General features: G+C 71.4%; 15 protein-coding genes. 8 read left to right on the top strand and 7 right to left on the bottom strand.

Going from position 1 to position 16,058, the window contains the following annotated elements; all coding sequences use genetic code 11:
* Nucleotides 1-88 precede the first annotated feature (88 nt).
* From ACH4PY_RS24945 to ACH4PY_RS24910, 8 genes are all read left to right on the top strand, one after another.
* Nucleotides 89-1,132: a 3-isopropylmalate dehydrogenase gene (locus ACH4PY_RS24945; protein ID WP_398186911.1), complete on the top strand. Its 1,044-nt coding sequence runs from the start codon at nt 89-91 to the stop codon at nt 1,130-1,132.
* A 154-nt stretch (nt 1,133-1,286) separates the two neighbouring features.
* Nucleotides 1,287-2,375 carry a branched-chain amino acid aminotransferase gene (locus tag ACH4PY_RS24940; protein WP_398186908.1) on the top strand — a complete coding sequence of 363 codons (1,089 nt, stop codon included), beginning with the start codon at nt 1,287-1,289 and terminating at the stop codon, nt 2,373-2,375.
* 470 nt (nt 2,376-2,845) lie between these two features.
* A complete protein-coding gene (gene cimA / locus ACH4PY_RS24935) occupies nt 2,846-4,456 on the top strand; it encodes a citramalate synthase (protein WP_398186905.1) in 1,611 nt (536 codons plus the stop codon).
* A 162-nt stretch (nt 4,457-4,618) separates the two neighbouring features.
* Nucleotides 4,619-5,128 carry a hypothetical protein gene (locus tag ACH4PY_RS24930; RefSeq protein ID WP_398186903.1) on the top strand — a complete coding sequence of 170 codons (510 nt, stop codon included), beginning with the start codon at nt 4,619-4,621 and terminating at the stop codon, nt 5,126-5,128.
* A 198-nt stretch (nt 5,129-5,326) separates the two neighbouring features.
* Entirely contained in the window at nt 5,327-6,385 is a 1,059-nt protein-coding gene (locus ACH4PY_RS24925) for an HpcH/HpaI aldolase/citrate lyase family protein (protein WP_398186900.1), read from the top strand.
* Nucleotides 6,382-7,251 (top strand): HpcH/HpaI aldolase/citrate lyase family protein, encoded by an 870-nt coding sequence (locus tag ACH4PY_RS24920; protein ID WP_398186897.1) that lies wholly within the window; start codon nt 6,382-6,384, stop codon nt 7,249-7,251. Before ACH4PY_RS24925 ends, ACH4PY_RS24920 begins: the two co-directional genes overlap by 4 nt.
* Before the next feature lie 170 nt (nt 7,252-7,421).
* Nucleotides 7,422-9,005 (top strand): acyl-CoA carboxylase subunit beta, encoded by a 1,584-nt coding sequence (locus tag ACH4PY_RS24915; RefSeq protein ID WP_398186894.1) that lies wholly within the window; start codon nt 7,422-7,424, stop codon nt 9,003-9,005.
* A 69-nt stretch (nt 9,006-9,074) separates the two neighbouring features.
* The gene (locus ACH4PY_RS24910; protein ID WP_398186892.1) at nt 9,075-9,290 is read left to right on the top strand and encodes an acyl-CoA carboxylase subunit epsilon; all 216 of its coding nucleotides are present in this window, start codon (nt 9,075-9,077) and stop codon (nt 9,288-9,290) included.
* An 83-nt stretch (nt 9,291-9,373) separates the two neighbouring features.
* Here the strand turns inward: ACH4PY_RS24910 and ACH4PY_RS24905 are convergent, their stop codons facing one another.
* The 7 genes from ACH4PY_RS24905 to ACH4PY_RS24875 form a co-directional block, all read right to left on the bottom strand.
* On the bottom strand, nt 9,374-9,952 hold the full coding sequence (locus ACH4PY_RS24905) for a GTP-binding protein (protein WP_398186889.1): 579 nt from the start codon (nt 9,950-9,952) through the stop codon (nt 9,374-9,376).
* Complete coding sequence (locus ACH4PY_RS24900) at nt 9,933-10,442, bottom strand: DUF742 domain-containing protein (RefSeq protein ID WP_398186887.1); 510 nt, start codon at nt 10,440-10,442, stop codon at nt 9,933-9,935. Before ACH4PY_RS24900 ends, ACH4PY_RS24905 begins: the two co-directional genes overlap by 20 nt.
* Nucleotides 10,443-10,463: 21 nt before the next feature.
* Complete coding sequence (locus ACH4PY_RS24895; protein ID WP_398186884.1) at nt 10,464-10,877, bottom strand: roadblock/LC7 domain-containing protein; 414 nt, start codon at nt 10,875-10,877, stop codon at nt 10,464-10,466.
* 10 nt (nt 10,878-10,887) lie between these two features.
* On the bottom strand, nt 10,888-14,193 hold the full coding sequence (locus ACH4PY_RS24890) for a nitrate- and nitrite sensing domain-containing protein (RefSeq protein ID WP_398186881.1): 3,306 nt from the start codon (nt 14,191-14,193) through the stop codon (nt 10,888-10,890).
* A 322-nt stretch (nt 14,194-14,515) separates the two neighbouring features.
* Nucleotides 14,516-15,124, bottom strand: coding sequence for a GTP-binding protein (locus ACH4PY_RS24885; protein WP_398186878.1), 609 nt, complete (start codon nt 15,122-15,124; stop codon nt 14,516-14,518).
* Nucleotides 15,105-15,518 carry a DUF742 domain-containing protein gene (locus ACH4PY_RS24880; protein WP_031526299.1) on the bottom strand — a complete coding sequence of 138 codons (414 nt, stop codon included), beginning with the start codon at nt 15,516-15,518 and terminating at the stop codon, nt 15,105-15,107. The genes ACH4PY_RS24885 and ACH4PY_RS24880 overlap by 20 nt, the downstream gene beginning before the upstream one ends.
* A 120-nt stretch (nt 15,519-15,638) precedes the next feature.
* On the bottom strand, nt 15,639-16,052 hold the full coding sequence (locus ACH4PY_RS24875; RefSeq protein WP_398187096.1) for a roadblock/LC7 domain-containing protein: 414 nt from the start codon (nt 16,050-16,052) through the stop codon (nt 15,639-15,641).
* Nucleotides 16,053-16,058 lie beyond the last annotated feature (6 nt).

The raw sequence follows: 16,058 nt of genomic DNA, 5'->3' as shown, positions 1-16,058 counted from the left end.
TCGGGCCCCTGACCGGGACGACGGCGCCCGATGTCCGACATGCGGACATCGGATGTCACCGGCTGGGATGGGGAGTACGGTGCCGGACATGTCTCGAAGCCTCAGCCTCGCAGTGATCCCCGGTGACGGAATCGGCCAGGAAGTGGTCGCCGAGGGCCTCAAGGTCCTCTCCGCCGTCCTTCCCTCCGACACCAAGCTGGAGACGAAGGAGTTCGACTTCGGCGCCAAGCGGTACCACGCCACCGGGCAGACCCTCACCGACGAGGACCTGGAGCAGCTCAAGCAGCACGACGCGATCCTGCTGGGCGCCATCGGCGACCCGTCCGTGCCCTCGGGCGTGCTGGAGCGCGGCTTCCTGCTCAAGCTGCGCTTCGCCTTCGACCACCATGTGAACCTGCGCCCGAGCAAGCTCTACCCGGGCGTCGGCACCCCCCTCGCGGGCAGCCCGCAGATCGACTTCGTCGTCGTCCGCGAGGGCACCGAGGGCCCCTACACGGGCAACGGCGGGGCGATCCGCGTCGGCACCCCGCAGGAGGTCGCCACCGAGGTCAGCCTCAACACCGCGTTCGGCATCGAGCGCGTGGTGCGCGACGCGTACACCCGCGCGCAGGCCCGCCCGCGCAAGAAGCTCACGCTCGTCCACAAGAACAACGTGCTGGTGCACGCCGGCCACCTGTGGACCCGGATCTTCGAGCAGGTCGGCCGCGAGTTCCCCGAGGTCAGCACCGACTACCTGCATGTCGACGCCGCGACCATCTTCCTGGTCACGCAGCCCGAGCGGTTCGACGTCATCGTCACCGACAACCTCTTCGGCGACATCATCACCGACCTCGCCGCGGCCGTCTCCGGCGGCATCGGCGTCGCCGCGAGCGGCAACATCAACCCCGGCCGGGAGTTCCCGTCGATGTTCGAGCCGGTCCACGGCTCGGCCCCGGACATCGCCGGCCAGTCCAAGGCCGACCCGACTGCGACCGTGCTGTCCGTGGCCCTGCTGCTGCGCCACCTCGGCTACGACGCTGAGGCCGACCGGATCGACGCCGCCGTCCAGGCCGACCTCGCCGAGCGCACCGGCGGGCCCGCCCGGTCCACCGTCGAGATCGGCGACGCGCTCGCCGCCCGGGTTTCCGGCTGACCCGGCACCGGAGGTAGGTACCCGGCCCCGCCGCTGCGATAATCGGAGGCGGGGCCGCGTTACGGCCTAAAACTTGGACGTCCTAGCAAGTGGGGCGCCACAGGTGGCAGCGGGACACGGCAGCAGAACACGACGCACCTGAAGGACACACACCATGACGACGCCCACGATCGAGCTGAAGCCGTCCTCCCACCCGCTGCCCGTCGCCGAGCGCGACGCGATCCTGGCGAACCCCGGCTTCGGCCGCCACTTCACCGACCACATGGTCACCATCAAGTGGACCGAGGGCCGCGGCTGGCACGACGCGCAGCTGGTGCCGTACGCGCCGCTGTCGATCGAGCCCGCGAACATGACGCTGCACTACGCGCAGACCATCTTCGAGGGCCTCAAGGCGTACCAGCAGCCCGACGGGACCGTCGCCACCTTCCGTCCGGAGGCCAACGCCGAGCGCTTCCAGGCCTCCGCCCGCCGCCTGGCCATGCCCGAGCTGCCCGTGGAGACCTTCATCGAGGCCTGCGACGTGCTCGTCCGGCAGGACCGCGGCTGGGTCCCCAGCGCCGGTGAGGCCTCGCTCTACCTGCGGCCCTTCATGTTCGCCACCGAGGTCGGCCTCGGGGTGCGCCCGGCCAACGAGTACCTCTTCGTCGTCATCGCCTCCCCGGCCGGCGCGTACTTCTCCGGCGGCGTCCAGCCCGTGTCCGTCTGGCTCTCCGAGGAGTACGTCCGCGCGGCCCCCGGCGGCACCGGCGCCGCCAAGACCGGCGGCAACTACGCGGCCTCCCTCGTCGCCCAGGCCCAGGCCACCGAACACGGCTGCGACCAGGTCGTGTGGCTCGACGCGATCGAGCGCCGCTGGATCGAGGAGATGGGCGGGATGAACCTGTACTTCGTGTACGGCAACCGCATCGTCACCCCCGAACTGAGCGGCTCCCTGCTGCCCGGCATCACCCGTGACTCGCTGCTGCGCATCGCCGCGGACCTCGGCTACGAGGTGGCCGAGGGCCGTATCAGCGTCGACGACTGGCGCGCCGCCACGGAGGACGGCTCCCTCACGGAGGTCTTCGCCTGCGGCACGGCCGCGGTCATCACGCCGGTCGGCTCGGTGAAGTCCACCCGGGCGAACTGGCTGGTCGGCGACGGCACCCCGGGCGAGGTGACGATGCGGCTGCGGGCCGCGCTCCTCGACATCCAGACGGGCCACGCCCCGGACCCCCACGCCTGGATGCATCCACTCGGCGCGTAGCGCCCCGAAGGGGCGCGGGGAACTGCGCGAGCAACCCACCACCGGCCGGTGGTCCGGATCGGACCGAACTGCCCCTTCGGGCCGGTGGCGGAGTGCGGCGCCGTCTCGGCTGGTCGCGCAGTTCCCCGCGCCCCTGGTGCACCGCCCTGCGCAGCAAGAAGCGCCCGTATCGTGAGACCCCGTCCCGCAGGGCGGCGGGGTGTGCAACACTGACCGCGTGCATCTCGCCGTCATTATTGGCAGCAAGCACGCCGGTCCGCAGTGACGTTGCCCTGACCCCAGTGGAACGTCACCGTGTCCCAGACCCGCGTGCAGACCTCTCGCATCCGCGAGAGGTTTTTTCGTTTCCGGACCACCCGCGCCGGAGGCGGAAACGCACGGGGGATGATGGGGGCAGTGGAGCTGGATCCGCCCGCGGCCGGAGCCTCGGGCGGTAACCCACTCACCACCCGACAGGAGTTTCTCAAGCCATGACTGCCGCACCGCACGACAGCTTCCACGTGTTCGACACCACGCTGCGCGACGGCGCCCAGCGCGAGGGGATCAACCTCACCGTCGCCGACAAGCTGACGATCGCCCGGCACCTGGACGACTTCGGGGTGGGGTTCATCGAGGGCGGCTGGCCCGGCGCGAACCCACGGGACACCGAGTTCTTCGCACGTGCCGCCCAGGAGCTGGACCTCAAGCACGCCACGCTGGTGGCGTTCGGCGCGACCCGCAGGGCCGGCGGCAAGGCCGCGGACGACCCCCAGGTCAAGGCGCTGCTCGACTCGGGGGCACCGGTGATCACGCTGGTCGCCAAGTCGCACGACCGGCACGTCGAGCTGGCGCTGCGCACCACGCTGGACGAGAACCTGGCGATGGTCGCCGACACCGTCTCGCACCTGGTGGCGCAGGGGCGCCGGGTGTTCGTGGACTGCGAGCACTTCTTCGACGGCTACCGCGCCAACGCCGAGTACGCCACCGCGGTCGTACGGGCCGCGCACGAGGCGGGCGCGTCGGTGGTGGTGCTGTGCGACACCAACGGCGGGATGCTGCCCGCGCAGGTGCAGGCGGTGACCGGCCTGGTGCTCGCCGACACCGGCGCCCGGCTCGGCATCCACGCGCAGGACGACAGCGGCTGCGCGGTCGCCAACACGCTGGCCGCGGTCGACGCGGGCGCCACGCATGTGCAGTGCACCGTCAACGGCTACGGTGAGCGGGTCGGCAACGCCAACCTCTTCCCGGTCGTCGCGGCGCTGGAGCTCAAGCACGGCCGCGAGGTGCTGCCCGAGGGCGCGCTCGCGAAGATGACGAGCATCTCGCACGCCGTCGCCGAGACCGTCAACCTGCCGCCGTCCACGCACCAGCCCTACGTCGGGGTGTCGGCCTTCGCGCACAAGGCGGGGCTGCACGCGTCGGCGATCAAGGTGGACCCGGACCTCTACCAGCACATCGACCCGGAGCTGGTCGGCAACACCATGCGGATGCTGGTGTCCGACATGGCCGGCCGCGCCTCGATCGAGCTCAAGGGCCGCGAGCTGGGCATCGACCTGGGCGAGGACCGCGAGCTGGTGGGCCGGGTGGTGGCCCGCGTCAAGGAGCGCGAGCTGCAGGGCTACACGTACGAGGCGGCGGACGCGTCCTTCGCGCTGCTGCTGCGCGGCGAGATGGACCGCACGGTGGACGGCGGCCCGCGGCGCTTCTTCCGTACCGAGTCCTGGCGGGTCATCACCGAGGACCGCCCCGACGGCGTGCACGCCAACGAGGCGACGGTCAAGCTGTGGGCCAAGGGGGAGCGGATCGTCGCGACCGCCGAGGGCAACGGCCCGGTCAACGCGCTGGACCGGGCGCTGCTCGGGGCGCTGGAGCGGATCTACCCCAAGCTCGCCGAGTTCGCGCTCGTCGACTACAAGGTCCGCATCCTGGAAGGCACCCGCGGCACCGACTCCACGACCCGGGTGCTGATCACCACTACCGACGGCGAGTCCGAGTGGTCCTCGGTCGGCGTCGCGGACAATGTCATCGCCGCGAGCTGGCAGGCGCTGGACGACGCCTACGCCTACGGGCTGCTGCGCGCGGGGCTGGAACCGCAGGAGTAGGCGGCACCCGGGAACGGCCGCGCCCGGCGGGAAACCGCCCGCCGGGCGCCACAGTAACGACATGTTCACTTCAAGGGTCTGGCGACGCGCGTAGACCTCGGGCACACTCCTGCTGCGCCACCGGCATCACTTCCACCCCAGCCGAACCAGCAGGAGGAACGCATGCGACTGCGTGCCCGTACCGCGATGAGCGCCCTCACCCTCGTCGCCACCGCGCTCTTCGCCCCCGGCGTCGGCGTGGCCGCGTCCACCGACGCCTTCGCCGTCACCAAGCTCACCCACGCCCAGGCCACGGCCATGTTCTCGGCCGCGGGCATCACCTGGTCCTCGTCCGGCGGCTGCTCCAACCGCAACGTGTCGACCTGTACCTCCTTCGACCAGCTCAACCAGGCCACCGCCCAGGGCGCCGTCACCCTCAAGCACGCGAGCGGCTGCGCCATCAACATCACCGGCGGCACCGAGACCGGCCACGCCAGCGGCACCTACTCGCACTGGAACGGCTACAAGCTCGACTTCGGCAAGAACACCTGCCTCAACAACTACGTGCACAACGCCTTCACCTACATCGGCCTGCGCGGCGACGGCTACCCGCAGTGGCAGGCCGCCTCCGGCAACATCTACGCCGACGAGGGCAGCCACTGGGACGCCCTCTACTACAGCTGCGGCTGCTGACTGCCGGCGGGGCGGGCCGCTCTCGGCGGTCCGCCCCGCGCGCGTCAGTGCCCGGCGGGGGCGGGGAATCGCGCACCATGGGGGTCGGCGGACCTTGACGTCCGGTGACCAACAGCACACATACTGACGGGTAACCTCCGCGGCCCGGCGGCCATAGGGTGAGCGGCGAACCCTCGACCCGACCCACCGGGAGAACGCATGCGCTCGGCGAAGGACTTCTTCCGCCCGCTGGCCGTGGGGGCGCCGGCCCCCCTGCACGAGGTGCCGCTGCGGCCCTCGCGGATGATCCACTTCTTCGACCCCGGCAACGAGAAGATGGCCGCCAAGGTGCCCGCCCTCGCCGCACGGGCGGACGTCCTGCTCGGCAACCTGGAGGACGCCGTCCCCGCCGACCGCAAGGAGGCCGCCCGTGCGGGGCTGGTCTCCGTCGCCCGGCAGGCCGACCTCGGCGGCGCCCAGCTGTGGACCCGCGTCAACAGCCTGGACTCGCCCTGGGCGCTGGACGACCTGGTCACCCTGGTCACCGAGATCGGCGACCGGCTCGACGTCATCATGGTGCCCAAGGTGGAGGGCCCCCAGGACATCCACTACGTCGACCGGCTGCTCGCCCAGCTGGAGGCACGCGCGGGCCTGGACCGCCCGCTGCTGGTGCACGCGATCCTGGAGACGGCCGCCGGTGTCGGCAACGTCGAGGAGATCGCCGGCGCCAGCCCCCGCATGCAGGGCATCTCGCTCGGCCCCGCCGACCTCGCCGCGAGCCGCCGGATGAAGACCACCCGGGTCGGCGGCGGCCACCCCGGCTACCTCGTCCGCGAGGATCCCCAAGGGGACGCGCCCCGCGTCACCTACCAGCAGGACCTGTGGCACTACACCATCGCCCGCATGGTGGATGCCTGCGCCGCGCACGGCATCCTGCCGTACTACGGCCCCTTCGGCGACATCCAGGACCTCACCGCGTGCGAGGACCAGTTCCGCAACGCCTTCCTGCTCGGCTGCGTCGGCGCCTGGACGCTGCACCCGGTGCAGATCGACGTCGCCAAGCGGGTCTTCTCACCCGCCCCGGCGGACGTGGCCTGGGCCCGGCGGGTGATCGAGGCGATGGGCGACGGCACCGGCGCCGTCATGATCGACGGCAAGATGCAGGACGACGCCACCTACAAGCAGTGCCGGGTGGTCGCCGAACTCGCCGACGCGCTCGCCGCGCGCGACCCCGAACTCGCCGCGTCCTACGCGGCCGCCGAGAAGGTGGGCCTGTGACGACCGCCCCGCGCCCGCGCCGCTCCGTCCTCTACATGCCCGGCGCCAACGAGCGCGCCCTGGAGAAGGCCCGCACCCTGCCCGCCGACGCGCTGATCCTCGACCTGGAGGACTCCGTCGCCCCCGACGCCAAGCCCGCCGCCCGCGAGCGGGTCGCCGCCGCCGTCGCGGCCGGCGGTTTCGGCCACCGCGAGGTCACCGTACGGGTCAACGCGCCCGGCACCCCGTGGCACGCCGACGACCTGCGGGCCGCCGCCGAGGCGGGGCCGGACGCCGTCGTCGTGCCCAAGGTGGACGACCCCGGGACCGTCGTCGCCGTGGCGAAGGCGCTGGAGGCGGCCGGCGCCCCGGACCGCACCGCGGTGTGGGCGATGGTCGAGACCCCGGCCGCGATGTTCGCCGCCCGCGCGGTCGCCGCCGCCTCCGAGCGGCTGACCGTGCTGGTCATGGGCACCAACGACCTGGCCAAGGAGCTGCACGCCGCGCATGTGCCGGGCCGCGCCCCGCTGCTCGGGGCGCTCTCCCTGGCGCTGCTCGCGGCCCGCGCCGAGGGCAAGGCCATCTTGGACGGTGTCTACAACGACGTCACGGATCTGGCCGGATTCGAGGCGGAAACCCTCCAAGCCCGCCACTTCGGCTTCGACGGCAAGACCCTCATTCACCCGAAGCAGATCGACCCCTGCAACCGGATCTTCGCGCCTGCGGCCGAGGACGTGGAAAGGGCCCGGCGTATCGTGGAGGCCTTCGATCAGGCCACGTCACAGGGCCGCGGGGTGGTCACGGTGGACGGCCGCATGATCGAGAACCTGCATGTCGAGGAGGCCCGCCGCACCCTCGCGCTGGCCGCCGCGGTCGAGGGCCGCTGAACCGTACGGGCTGGTAGGCGGGGCCGGGGCCCGTGGATCGCGCGGGCCCCGTACGCCGTAGCGGAACGCTGCCGTCCACCACCGTCTGTGGGATCCCGCCATGAAGCGGCGACGGACACTGTACGAAGTCGATGGCCCTTTTCGCGGCCGCCGGCTCGTACTGTCGTTGCATGACCACATCGGAAGAGGTGCCCGCAGAGGTGACCGACACCCGGGGTCGGGTGGCCGAGCTCCTCGCCATCCGCGCCCAGGTCGTCGCCGGACCCAGTGAGAAGGCGACCGAGGCACAGCGCGCCAAGGGCAAGCTCACCGCCCGCGAGCGGATCGACCTGCTGCTGGACGAAGGCACCTTCCGCGAGGTGGAGCCGCTGCGGCGGCACCGCGCGACGGGCTTCGGGCTGGAGGAGAAGCGCCCCTACACCGATGGTGTGATCACCGGCTGGGGCACGGTCCACGGCCGGACGGTCTTCGTCTACGCGCACGACTTCCGGATCTTCGGCGGCGCGCTCGGCGAGGCGCACGCCACGAAGATCCACAAGATCATGGACATGGCCATCTCGGCCGGCGCCCCGCTGATCTCGCTCAACGACGGCGCCGGCGCCCGTATCCAGGAGGGCGTCTCGGCGCTCGCCGGCTACGGCGGCATCTTCCAGCGCAACACCCGCGCCTCCGGTGTCATCCCGCAGATCAGCGTGATGCTCGGCCCGTGCGCGGGCGGCGCCGCGTACTCCCCGGCGCTCACCGACTTCGTGTTCATGGTCCGCGAGACCTCGCAGATGTTCATCACCGGCCCGGACGTGGTCCAGGCCGTGACCGGCGAGCAGATCACCCAGAACGGCCTGGGCGGCGCCGACGTCCACTCCGCGGTCTCCGGCGTCGCGCACTTCGCGTACGACGACGAGCAGACCTGCCTGGAGGAGGTCCGCTACCTGCTCTCGCTGCTGCCGCAGAACAACCGGGAGAACCCGCCGGTCGTCGAGAGCCACGACCCCTCCGACCGGCGCGGCGAGGCGCTGCTCGACCTGGTGCCCGCCGACCCGAACCGCTCGTACGACATGCACAAGGTCATCGAGGAGATCGTCGACGACGGGGACTACCTGGAGGTCCACGAGCGCTGGGCCACCAACATCATCTGCGCCCTGACCCGGCTCGACGGCCAGGTGGTCGGCATCGTCGCCAACCAGCCCGCCTCGCTCGCCGGTGTGCTGGACATCGAGGCGTCCGAGAAGTCGGCCCGCTTCGTGCAGATGTGCGACGCCTTCAACATCCCGATCATCACCCTGTTGGACGTCCCCGGCTTCCTCCCGGGCGTCGCCCAGGAGCACGGTGGGATCATCAGGCACGGTGCCAAGCTGCTGTACGCCTACTGCAACGCCACCGTGCCGAGGATCTCGCTGATCCTGCGCAAGGCCTACGGCGGCGCGTACATCGTGATGGACAGCCAGTCCATCGGCGCCGACCTGACCTACGCGTGGCCGACCAACGAGATCGCGGTGATGGGCGCCGAGGGCGCGGCCAACGTCATCTTCCGCCGGCAGATCGCCGGTGCCGACGACCCCGAGGCCATGCGCGCGGCGATGGTCAAGGAGTACAAGGCCGAGCTGATGCATCCCTACTACGCCGCCGAACGCGGCCTGGTGGACGACGTCATCGACCCGACGCAGACCCGCGAGGTGCTGATCAGCTCGCTGGCCATGCTCCGCACCAAGCACGCGGACCTACCCTCGCGCAAGCACGGCAACCCGCCGCAGTAGCCCGCACCGCAGCCGCACACCCGCGAACCTGCCACCCCGGCAACCGCACCCACCCGGTAGCCAGCACCCATGGAGACCACTGTGAGCACACCCGCCGATTCCCTCGTGCGCGTCGAGAAGGGCCATGTCGCCCCGGAGGAGCTGGCCGCGATCACCGCGATCCTGCTCGCGCGGGCCGCGGCCGGCGGCGACGCCGCCCCCGACCGCCCCTCCCGCTCCACCGCCGGCTGGCGCCGGCTGGAGCGCACCCCGGGCTTCCGCGCGCCGCACTCCTGGCAGGGCTGAGCACGCCCCGCGCGCCGAGCGCCGTACGCGAGAGGGCCCCGCACCGGACGGTGCGGGGCCCTCTCGCGTGTGCTGTCGCGCGCTCAGCGCAGGCGGGCCAGCAGGGCGTGCTCGACGAGGGTGATGAGGGCGCTCTTGGCCTCGGCGCGGTGCCGGGCGTCGGTGGTGATGATGGGCGCCTCGGGGCCGATCTGGAGCGCCTCGCGGACTTCTTCGGGGCTGTAGGGCTGGTGTCCGTCGAAGCCGTTGAGGGCGATGACGAAGGGCAGGCCGCTGTTCTCGAAGTAGTCGACGGCGGGGAAGCAGTCGGCCAGCCGCCTGGTGTCGACGAGGACGACGGCGCCGATCGCACCGCGTACCAGGTCGTCCCACATGAACCAGAAGCGGTCCTGGCCGGGGGTGCCGAACAGGTAGAGGATCAGGTCCTGGTCCAGCGTGATGCGGCCGAAGTCCATGGCGACCGTGGTGGTGGTCTTGTCCTGGACGTGGCTGAGGTCGTCGATGCCGGCCGACGCCGAGGTCATGACGGCCTCGGTGCGCAGCGGGTTGATCTCGGAGACGGCGCCGACGAACGTGGTCTTGCCCACGCCGAAGCCGCCCGCCACGACGATTTTCGCGGAAGTAGTGGCGCGCGCCGGGCCGCTAGAGCTTCCGAAGTCCACTGAGCACCCTCTCAAGCAGTGTCACATCTGGCTGTCCGCCGGCGGCCTCGTCGCCGCCCGGCTGGTGAATCGTGACCAGTCCGGCCTCGGCCAGGTCGGCCACCAGGATCCTGACGACGCCGAGCGGGATCGTCAGCAGCGCGGAGATCTCCGCGATCGACTTGACCTCACGGCACAGCAGGCAGATCCGCTGGTGTTCCGGCAGCTGCCCGCGCAGCCGTTCGGGATCGGCGGTGGTGCTGACCAGCGCCTCGATGGCGAGCTGGTAACGCGGCCTGGTGCGGCCGCCGGTCATCGCGTACGGGCGTACGAATCCGCTCGGCGTCTGCGGGCGCCGCCCCGCGGCCGGTGGCTGCGGGGGATACGGGTTCGCAGGCGGCTGGTGCGAGCTGCCGTACGGCTGCGCGCCGGGTGACGTGCTCACGAGTCCTCCTCCTTGCGGCCGCGGCGCCCGCTGCCGGCCCTGTCCGGGACGGTCGCGGGCCCGCACGCCCGTTCGCTGGTAACGCGCTTAGTCGAGCAGGCTGCCCTGGAGTTCTGCCCTGAGGTCGGGGGTGAGTACGGTGCCTGCGCGGTCGACGAGCAGGGCCATTTCGTAGCCGACGAGGCCGATGTCGCACTCGGGGTGGGCGAGTACTGCGAGGGAGGAGCCGTCGGAGACGGACATGATGAAGAGGAAGCCGCGTTCCATCTCGACGACGGTCTGGTTGACGGTGCCGCCCTCGAAGATGCGGGAGGCTCCGGCGGTCAGCGAGGTCAGTCCTGAGGCGACGGCGGCGAGCTGGTCGGCGCGGTCACGCGGGAATCCGTCGGACATCGCGAGCAGCAGGCCGTCGGCGGAGACCACCACGGTGTGGGACACCCCGGGGGTGTTGTCCACGAAGTTGGTGATCAACCAGTTCAGGTTCTGTGCCGCCTGGCTCATCGGACTCAACTTAGCGCTCCTGGTTCTGTGGGCCGCCGAAGTGGGGGTCGGAGGCCTGTCCGTTCGTGTCAGTTCCAGCAGTGCGCCCTTGCTGGACGCCACGCCGCAGGTTACTCAACCGGCCGCGGACGTCTTCGGGTGCGCGGGAGACCTGTGGGCCGCCCTGCGGGGTCTGCGTTGCGGCACCCGGGACCAGGTTGGCCTTGGGCACCCGCCGTGGCAGGCCGGAGGGGGTGACCCCGCCTGCCTTCGGCTCGCGGACCGTCTCGGCCCGCTGCCAGTTCTCGTCGTTGTTCGACCGCCAGTCGGAGGCTTCCGACCGGGGCTGGTTGTGGGGCTGTGGCGACTCCTGAGCGGGCTGATCCTGCGGTGACGTACGGGGCTTCCGGTCCCGGCGCGGCAGTCCGGCGTCCGTCAGCGAGGGGGAGCCTACGCTGTCGGACGGCTGCTCGGGGAGCGGCGGAACGGATTCGGTTACACCCCCGTCGGATCCCGGCCACTCGCTCTGAGCAGGCCGGTAGTCTGCCGGGTCGCTCTGCTGCCCGCCCGCGGCCGCGGCCGGCGGGTAACCGCCCGCCGGGTAGCCGCCGTCGCCGCCCGCGTCGTAGGACGCGGAGGCGCCCGTGTCCTGCTGGTCGTACGCCTGCGCGAAGAATCCGTTCTGCTCCTGCGGCTGCCCCTGCTGCTGCTCGTAGCCCTGCGGATAGGACTGCCCGTAACCCTGGCCGTAGCCCGGCTCGTAGCCGCCGGAGGCGTAGCCGTCCGGTTCCTGCGGCAGCGGGTAGCCCTGCGCGTCGTAGCCGCCCTGGAGGGGCTGTTCGTAGCTCTGCTGCGGGAAACCGGCGTCGTAGCCCTGCGGATAGCCCTGCGCGGCCTCGTAACCGCCGTGCGGCTCGTACGGGGCCTCCGGGCCCGGCTGCGGCGCCGCGGGGGCCTGGGCGGCGTGCGCGGCCGCCTGGCGCCGCTCCGGCGGGGCCGGCGGCTCGGCGCCGCGGTCGCCGGAGACCGCGGCCTCCAGCTGCGCCCGGCGGTCGCCGTGCCGCAGCGAGCGGCCCACGTGGTCCAGGCCCGTGCCGCCCTGCTCGTACCGGGAGTCGTCGAAGCCCAGCTCGGCCGCGGTGCGGGCGCTCGGCTCGGCCGTGCCGAAGGTCTCCGGCACGATCCGGGACACCGTGAAGTCGCCCTGGCCGCTGCCCAGTTCCTCCTCGCCGCCACCGCCGTGGGTGATCGGCTCGGGCAGCATCACCAGCGAGGTGGTGCCCGCCTGCTCGCCGGACGGCCGCAGCTGGACGCGGATGCCGTGCCGGTCGGACAGCCGGCCGACCACGAACAGGCCCATGCGCTTGGCGACCTCGACGTCCACGGTGGGCGGGTCGGCCAGCTTGTGGTTGATGTCGGCGAAGTCCTCGGCGGTCAGGCCGATTCCCTTGTCGTGGATCTCGACCATCACCCGGCCGTCCGGCAGCCGGGTCGCGGTCACCCGCACCTTGGTCTGCGGCGACGAGAAGGTGGTGGCGTTCTCCAGCAGCTCGGCCAGCAGGTGCACCAGGTCGCTGACGGCGCTGCCGTGGATGTCGGTGTCCGGGATGCCGACCAGCTCGATGCGGTCGTACGCCTCCACCTCGGAGGCGGCCGCGCGCAGCACGTCCACCAGCGGCACCGCCTGGTTCCACTGCCGGACCGGCTCCTCGCCGGCGAGCACCAGCAGGTTCTCGCCGTTGCGCCGCATACGCGTCGCGAGGTGGTCCATCCGGAACAGGCTCTCCAGCTGGTCCGGGTCCGCCTCGTTGTTCTCCAGGTCGGTGATCAGCTCCAGCTGGCGCTGGATGAGGCCCTGGTTGCGCAGGCTGAGGTTGGTGAAGATCGCGTTGACGTTGCCGCGCAGCAGCGCCTGCTCCGAGGCCAGCCGGACCGCCTCGCGGTGCACCTGGTCGAAGGCCCGGGCGACCTCGCCGATCTCGTCGCGGGTGGTGATCGGGATGGGCGCGACCGCGGTGTCCACCCGGCCCGGGTCGGTGCGCGAGAGCTGGTCGACCATGCCCGGCAGCCGGGTCTCGGCGATCTCGAAGGCCGCGCCGCGCAGCCGCCGCATGCTGCGGCTCATCGTGCGCGCCACCATGCCGGCCACCACGAAGGCGGCGATCAGGGCGAGCACCACGACCACGGCGTTGACGATCGCGTCCCGCTTGGCGTTGGAGGCGATCTTCGACGCGTCCGAGGCCGCCTGGTCGGCGAGCGCGACCTCGACCGTGCGGTAGGCGTCGAAGGACAGCGTGGAGGCCGCGAAGTAGGTCTCCGGCGTGATGCCCTCGGCGGCGAGCTGCTCGGTGGTGCGGCCCGGGGTGGCGATCTCGGTGACCATCTTGGCCAGCGCCGGCGGCACCACGAACGGCAGCCCGGCCGCGGCCGCCTTGTCCTTGGCCTGCGCGGTGGCGTCCCGGCCCTTCTGGAGCGCGGTGTTCTGCGCGTCCTTCAGCCGCTGCACGTCCTGCGTGGTGCCACCGCTGTTGTACTCCTCCAGGGCGATGCCCTCCAGGTACTGGTACGAGCCGAGCGCCGTCTTCATCAGCGCCAGCTCGTCGGGGGAGGGGTCCTTCTCGACCAGGATGTGCATGCCGATCGCGCGGGTCAGCGACTCCGCGGCCTTGGAGAGCGAGTCGGCGTAGAGGGTGCGGCCGTAGGCGGTGATGTTGCTGGTGCCGTAGCCCAGCTCGTTGGCCAGCTCCATCAGCGGGTGCTGGATCTTGACGTACCACTCCTCGGTCTGCACCCCGGAGAGCTTCTTGGTGTACGCGGCCTGGCGCAGCGAGGCGAGCTGCGGCTCGACCGAGCGGAAGGTGGCCATCCGGCGCACCAGCCCGGCCTCGTGCGGCATGCGGGCCGCCGCGTCGTCGAAGGCCTGGGCGGCGGTGTCGGTGGCGGCCCGCGCGGCCTTCACCGCCGGGTCGGAGGTCTTTCCGGCGAGCAGCGGAACAACCGTGTTGTCCCGCTCGTTGATCAGTGCGTTGCTGTACGTCGCCGCCGCGCGGACCAGTTCGGCGGTGCGTACCGCGTCGTCGGCCTGGTGCCAGGTGCTGACGGCGCTGTTGACGCGGAAGCCGCCGAAGACGAGGGCGACGAGCACGGGTATCAGGAGGATCGCGTTCAGCCGGGTGGCCACCCGCCAGTTGCGCACACTGAAGCGGCCGCCCGGGTCGGGCGGTGCGGGAACCTCGGCCCTGCCGTCCGGGGGAGTGTTTCCGGGACGCCGGGGCGGCGTGAAATTCCCCCGCGGGCCGTGCTCGGTCCCCGTCTCGGCTCGCCTGGTGTTCCTCACTGGACCAACAACCTCTCGGCGACGGCGCAACAACGGCCGTTCCTACGCTCGGGTTCTGCGAATTCCAGCACGTCATGGGGGCACTAGCCAAACGTGTGGTGGCGGTGCGGGGGAGGGGCGGTGGCGGTGCGGAGAGCCGACGATCGTCCGATAGCGGGACATATGCCCGCAAGCGTGTACGCGCTGCGGCACCGATCGAGCGCGTCCCGTGGTCGCCGTGGGCGGAAAGTCTCTCGAAATGTTATGAAGGCGGGCCGCCCGTGTCGTACGACACGGACGGCCCGCCAGGGCCCCGTCAGGGGCAAGGTGCCGATGGCATGTGCTACTTGAGACGTGCCAGCAGGGCGTGCTCGACCAGGGTGATGAGGGCGCTCTTGGCCTCGGCGCGATGCCGCGCGTCGGTGGTGATGATGGGCGCCTCGGGGCCGATCTGGAGCGCCTCGCGAACCTCCTCGGGACGGTACGGCTGGTGCCCGTCGAAGCCGTTGAGGGCGATGACGAAGGGCAGGCCGCTGTTCTCGAAGTAGTCGACGGCGGGGAAGCAGTCGGCCAGCCGCCTGGTGTCGACGAGGACGACGGCGCCGATCGCGCCCCGCACGAGGTCGTCCCACATGAACCAGAAGCGGTCCTGGCCGGGGGTGCCGAACAGGTAGAGGATCAGGTCGTCGTCGAGCGTGATGCGGCCGAAGTCCATGGCGACCGTGGTGGTGGTCTTGTCCTGGACGTGGCTGAGGTCGTCGATGCCGGCCGACGCCGAGGTCATGACGGCCTCGGTGCGCAGCGGGTTGATCTCGGAGACGGCGCCGACGAACGTGGTCTTGCCCACGCCGAAGCCGCCCGCGACCACGATCTTCGCGGAGGTCGTCGACCGCGCCGACGACTGCGTGCCGTACGACGGCTGCGACTGTGCTCTAGAGCTTCCGAAGTCCACTGAGCACCCTCTCAAGCAGTGTCACGTCTGGCTGACCGCCGGCTTCGCCGCTGCCCGGCTGGTGGATGGCCACCATGCCGGCCTCGGCCAGGTCGGCCACGAGGATGCGGGCCACGCCCAGCGGGATGGCGAGCAGGGCGGAGATCTCGGCCACCGACTTGATCTCGCGCGTCAGGTGGCAGATCCGCTGGTGCTCGGGCAGCAGTCCCGCGTACTGCACCGGGTCGGCGGTGGTGCTCACCAGCGCCTCTATCGCCAGCTGGTAGCGGGGCCTGGTGCGGCCACCGGTCATGGCGTACGGCCGCACCAGCGGCTGGTCGCCTTCCACTCCGTACGGCGCGTGGTGTGACGCGCCGTACGGGCCTTGGCCCGGCGAGGCGGGTGGCGGGGTCATGAGGGTCCTCCGTGTCCGGGCAGTGCGTGTCGCGGTGCGGAAAAACGGGAACGTGCGGGCGGGATCTCGGACGGTGGCGCGGGCGGCGGAGGGAGGTCCGCGCGCCCGCGCCGCAGCGGGCTACTGCATCAGGCTGCCCTGGAGTTCTGCCCTGAGGTCGGGGGTGAGTACGGTGCCTGCGCGGTCGACGAGCAGGGCCATTTCGTAGCCGACGAGGCCGATGTCGCACTCGGGGTGGGCGAGTACTGCGAGGGAGGAGCCGTCGGAGACGGACATGATGAAGAGGAAGCCGCGTTCCATCTCGACGACGGTCTGGTTGACGGTGCCGCCCTCGAAGATGCGGGAGGCTCCGGCGGTCAGCGAGGTCAGTCCTGAGGCGACGGCGGCGAGCTGGTCGGCGCGGTCACGCGGGAATCCGTCGGACATCGCGAGCAGCAGGCCGTCGGCGGAGACCACCACGGTGTGGGACACCCCGGGGGTGTTGTCCACGAAGTTGGTGATCAACCAGTTCAGGTTCTGTGCCGCCTGGCTCATCGCACT

This window comes from Streptomyces sp. NPDC021224, from assembly GCF_044332905.1.
In the GTDB taxonomy this organism is placed as follows: domain Bacteria; phylum Actinomycetota; class Actinomycetes; order Streptomycetales; family Streptomycetaceae; genus Actinacidiphila.
The sequence above is the reverse complement of the archived record's forward strand: the minus strand, read 5'-3'. Positions and strand labels throughout refer to the sequence as shown.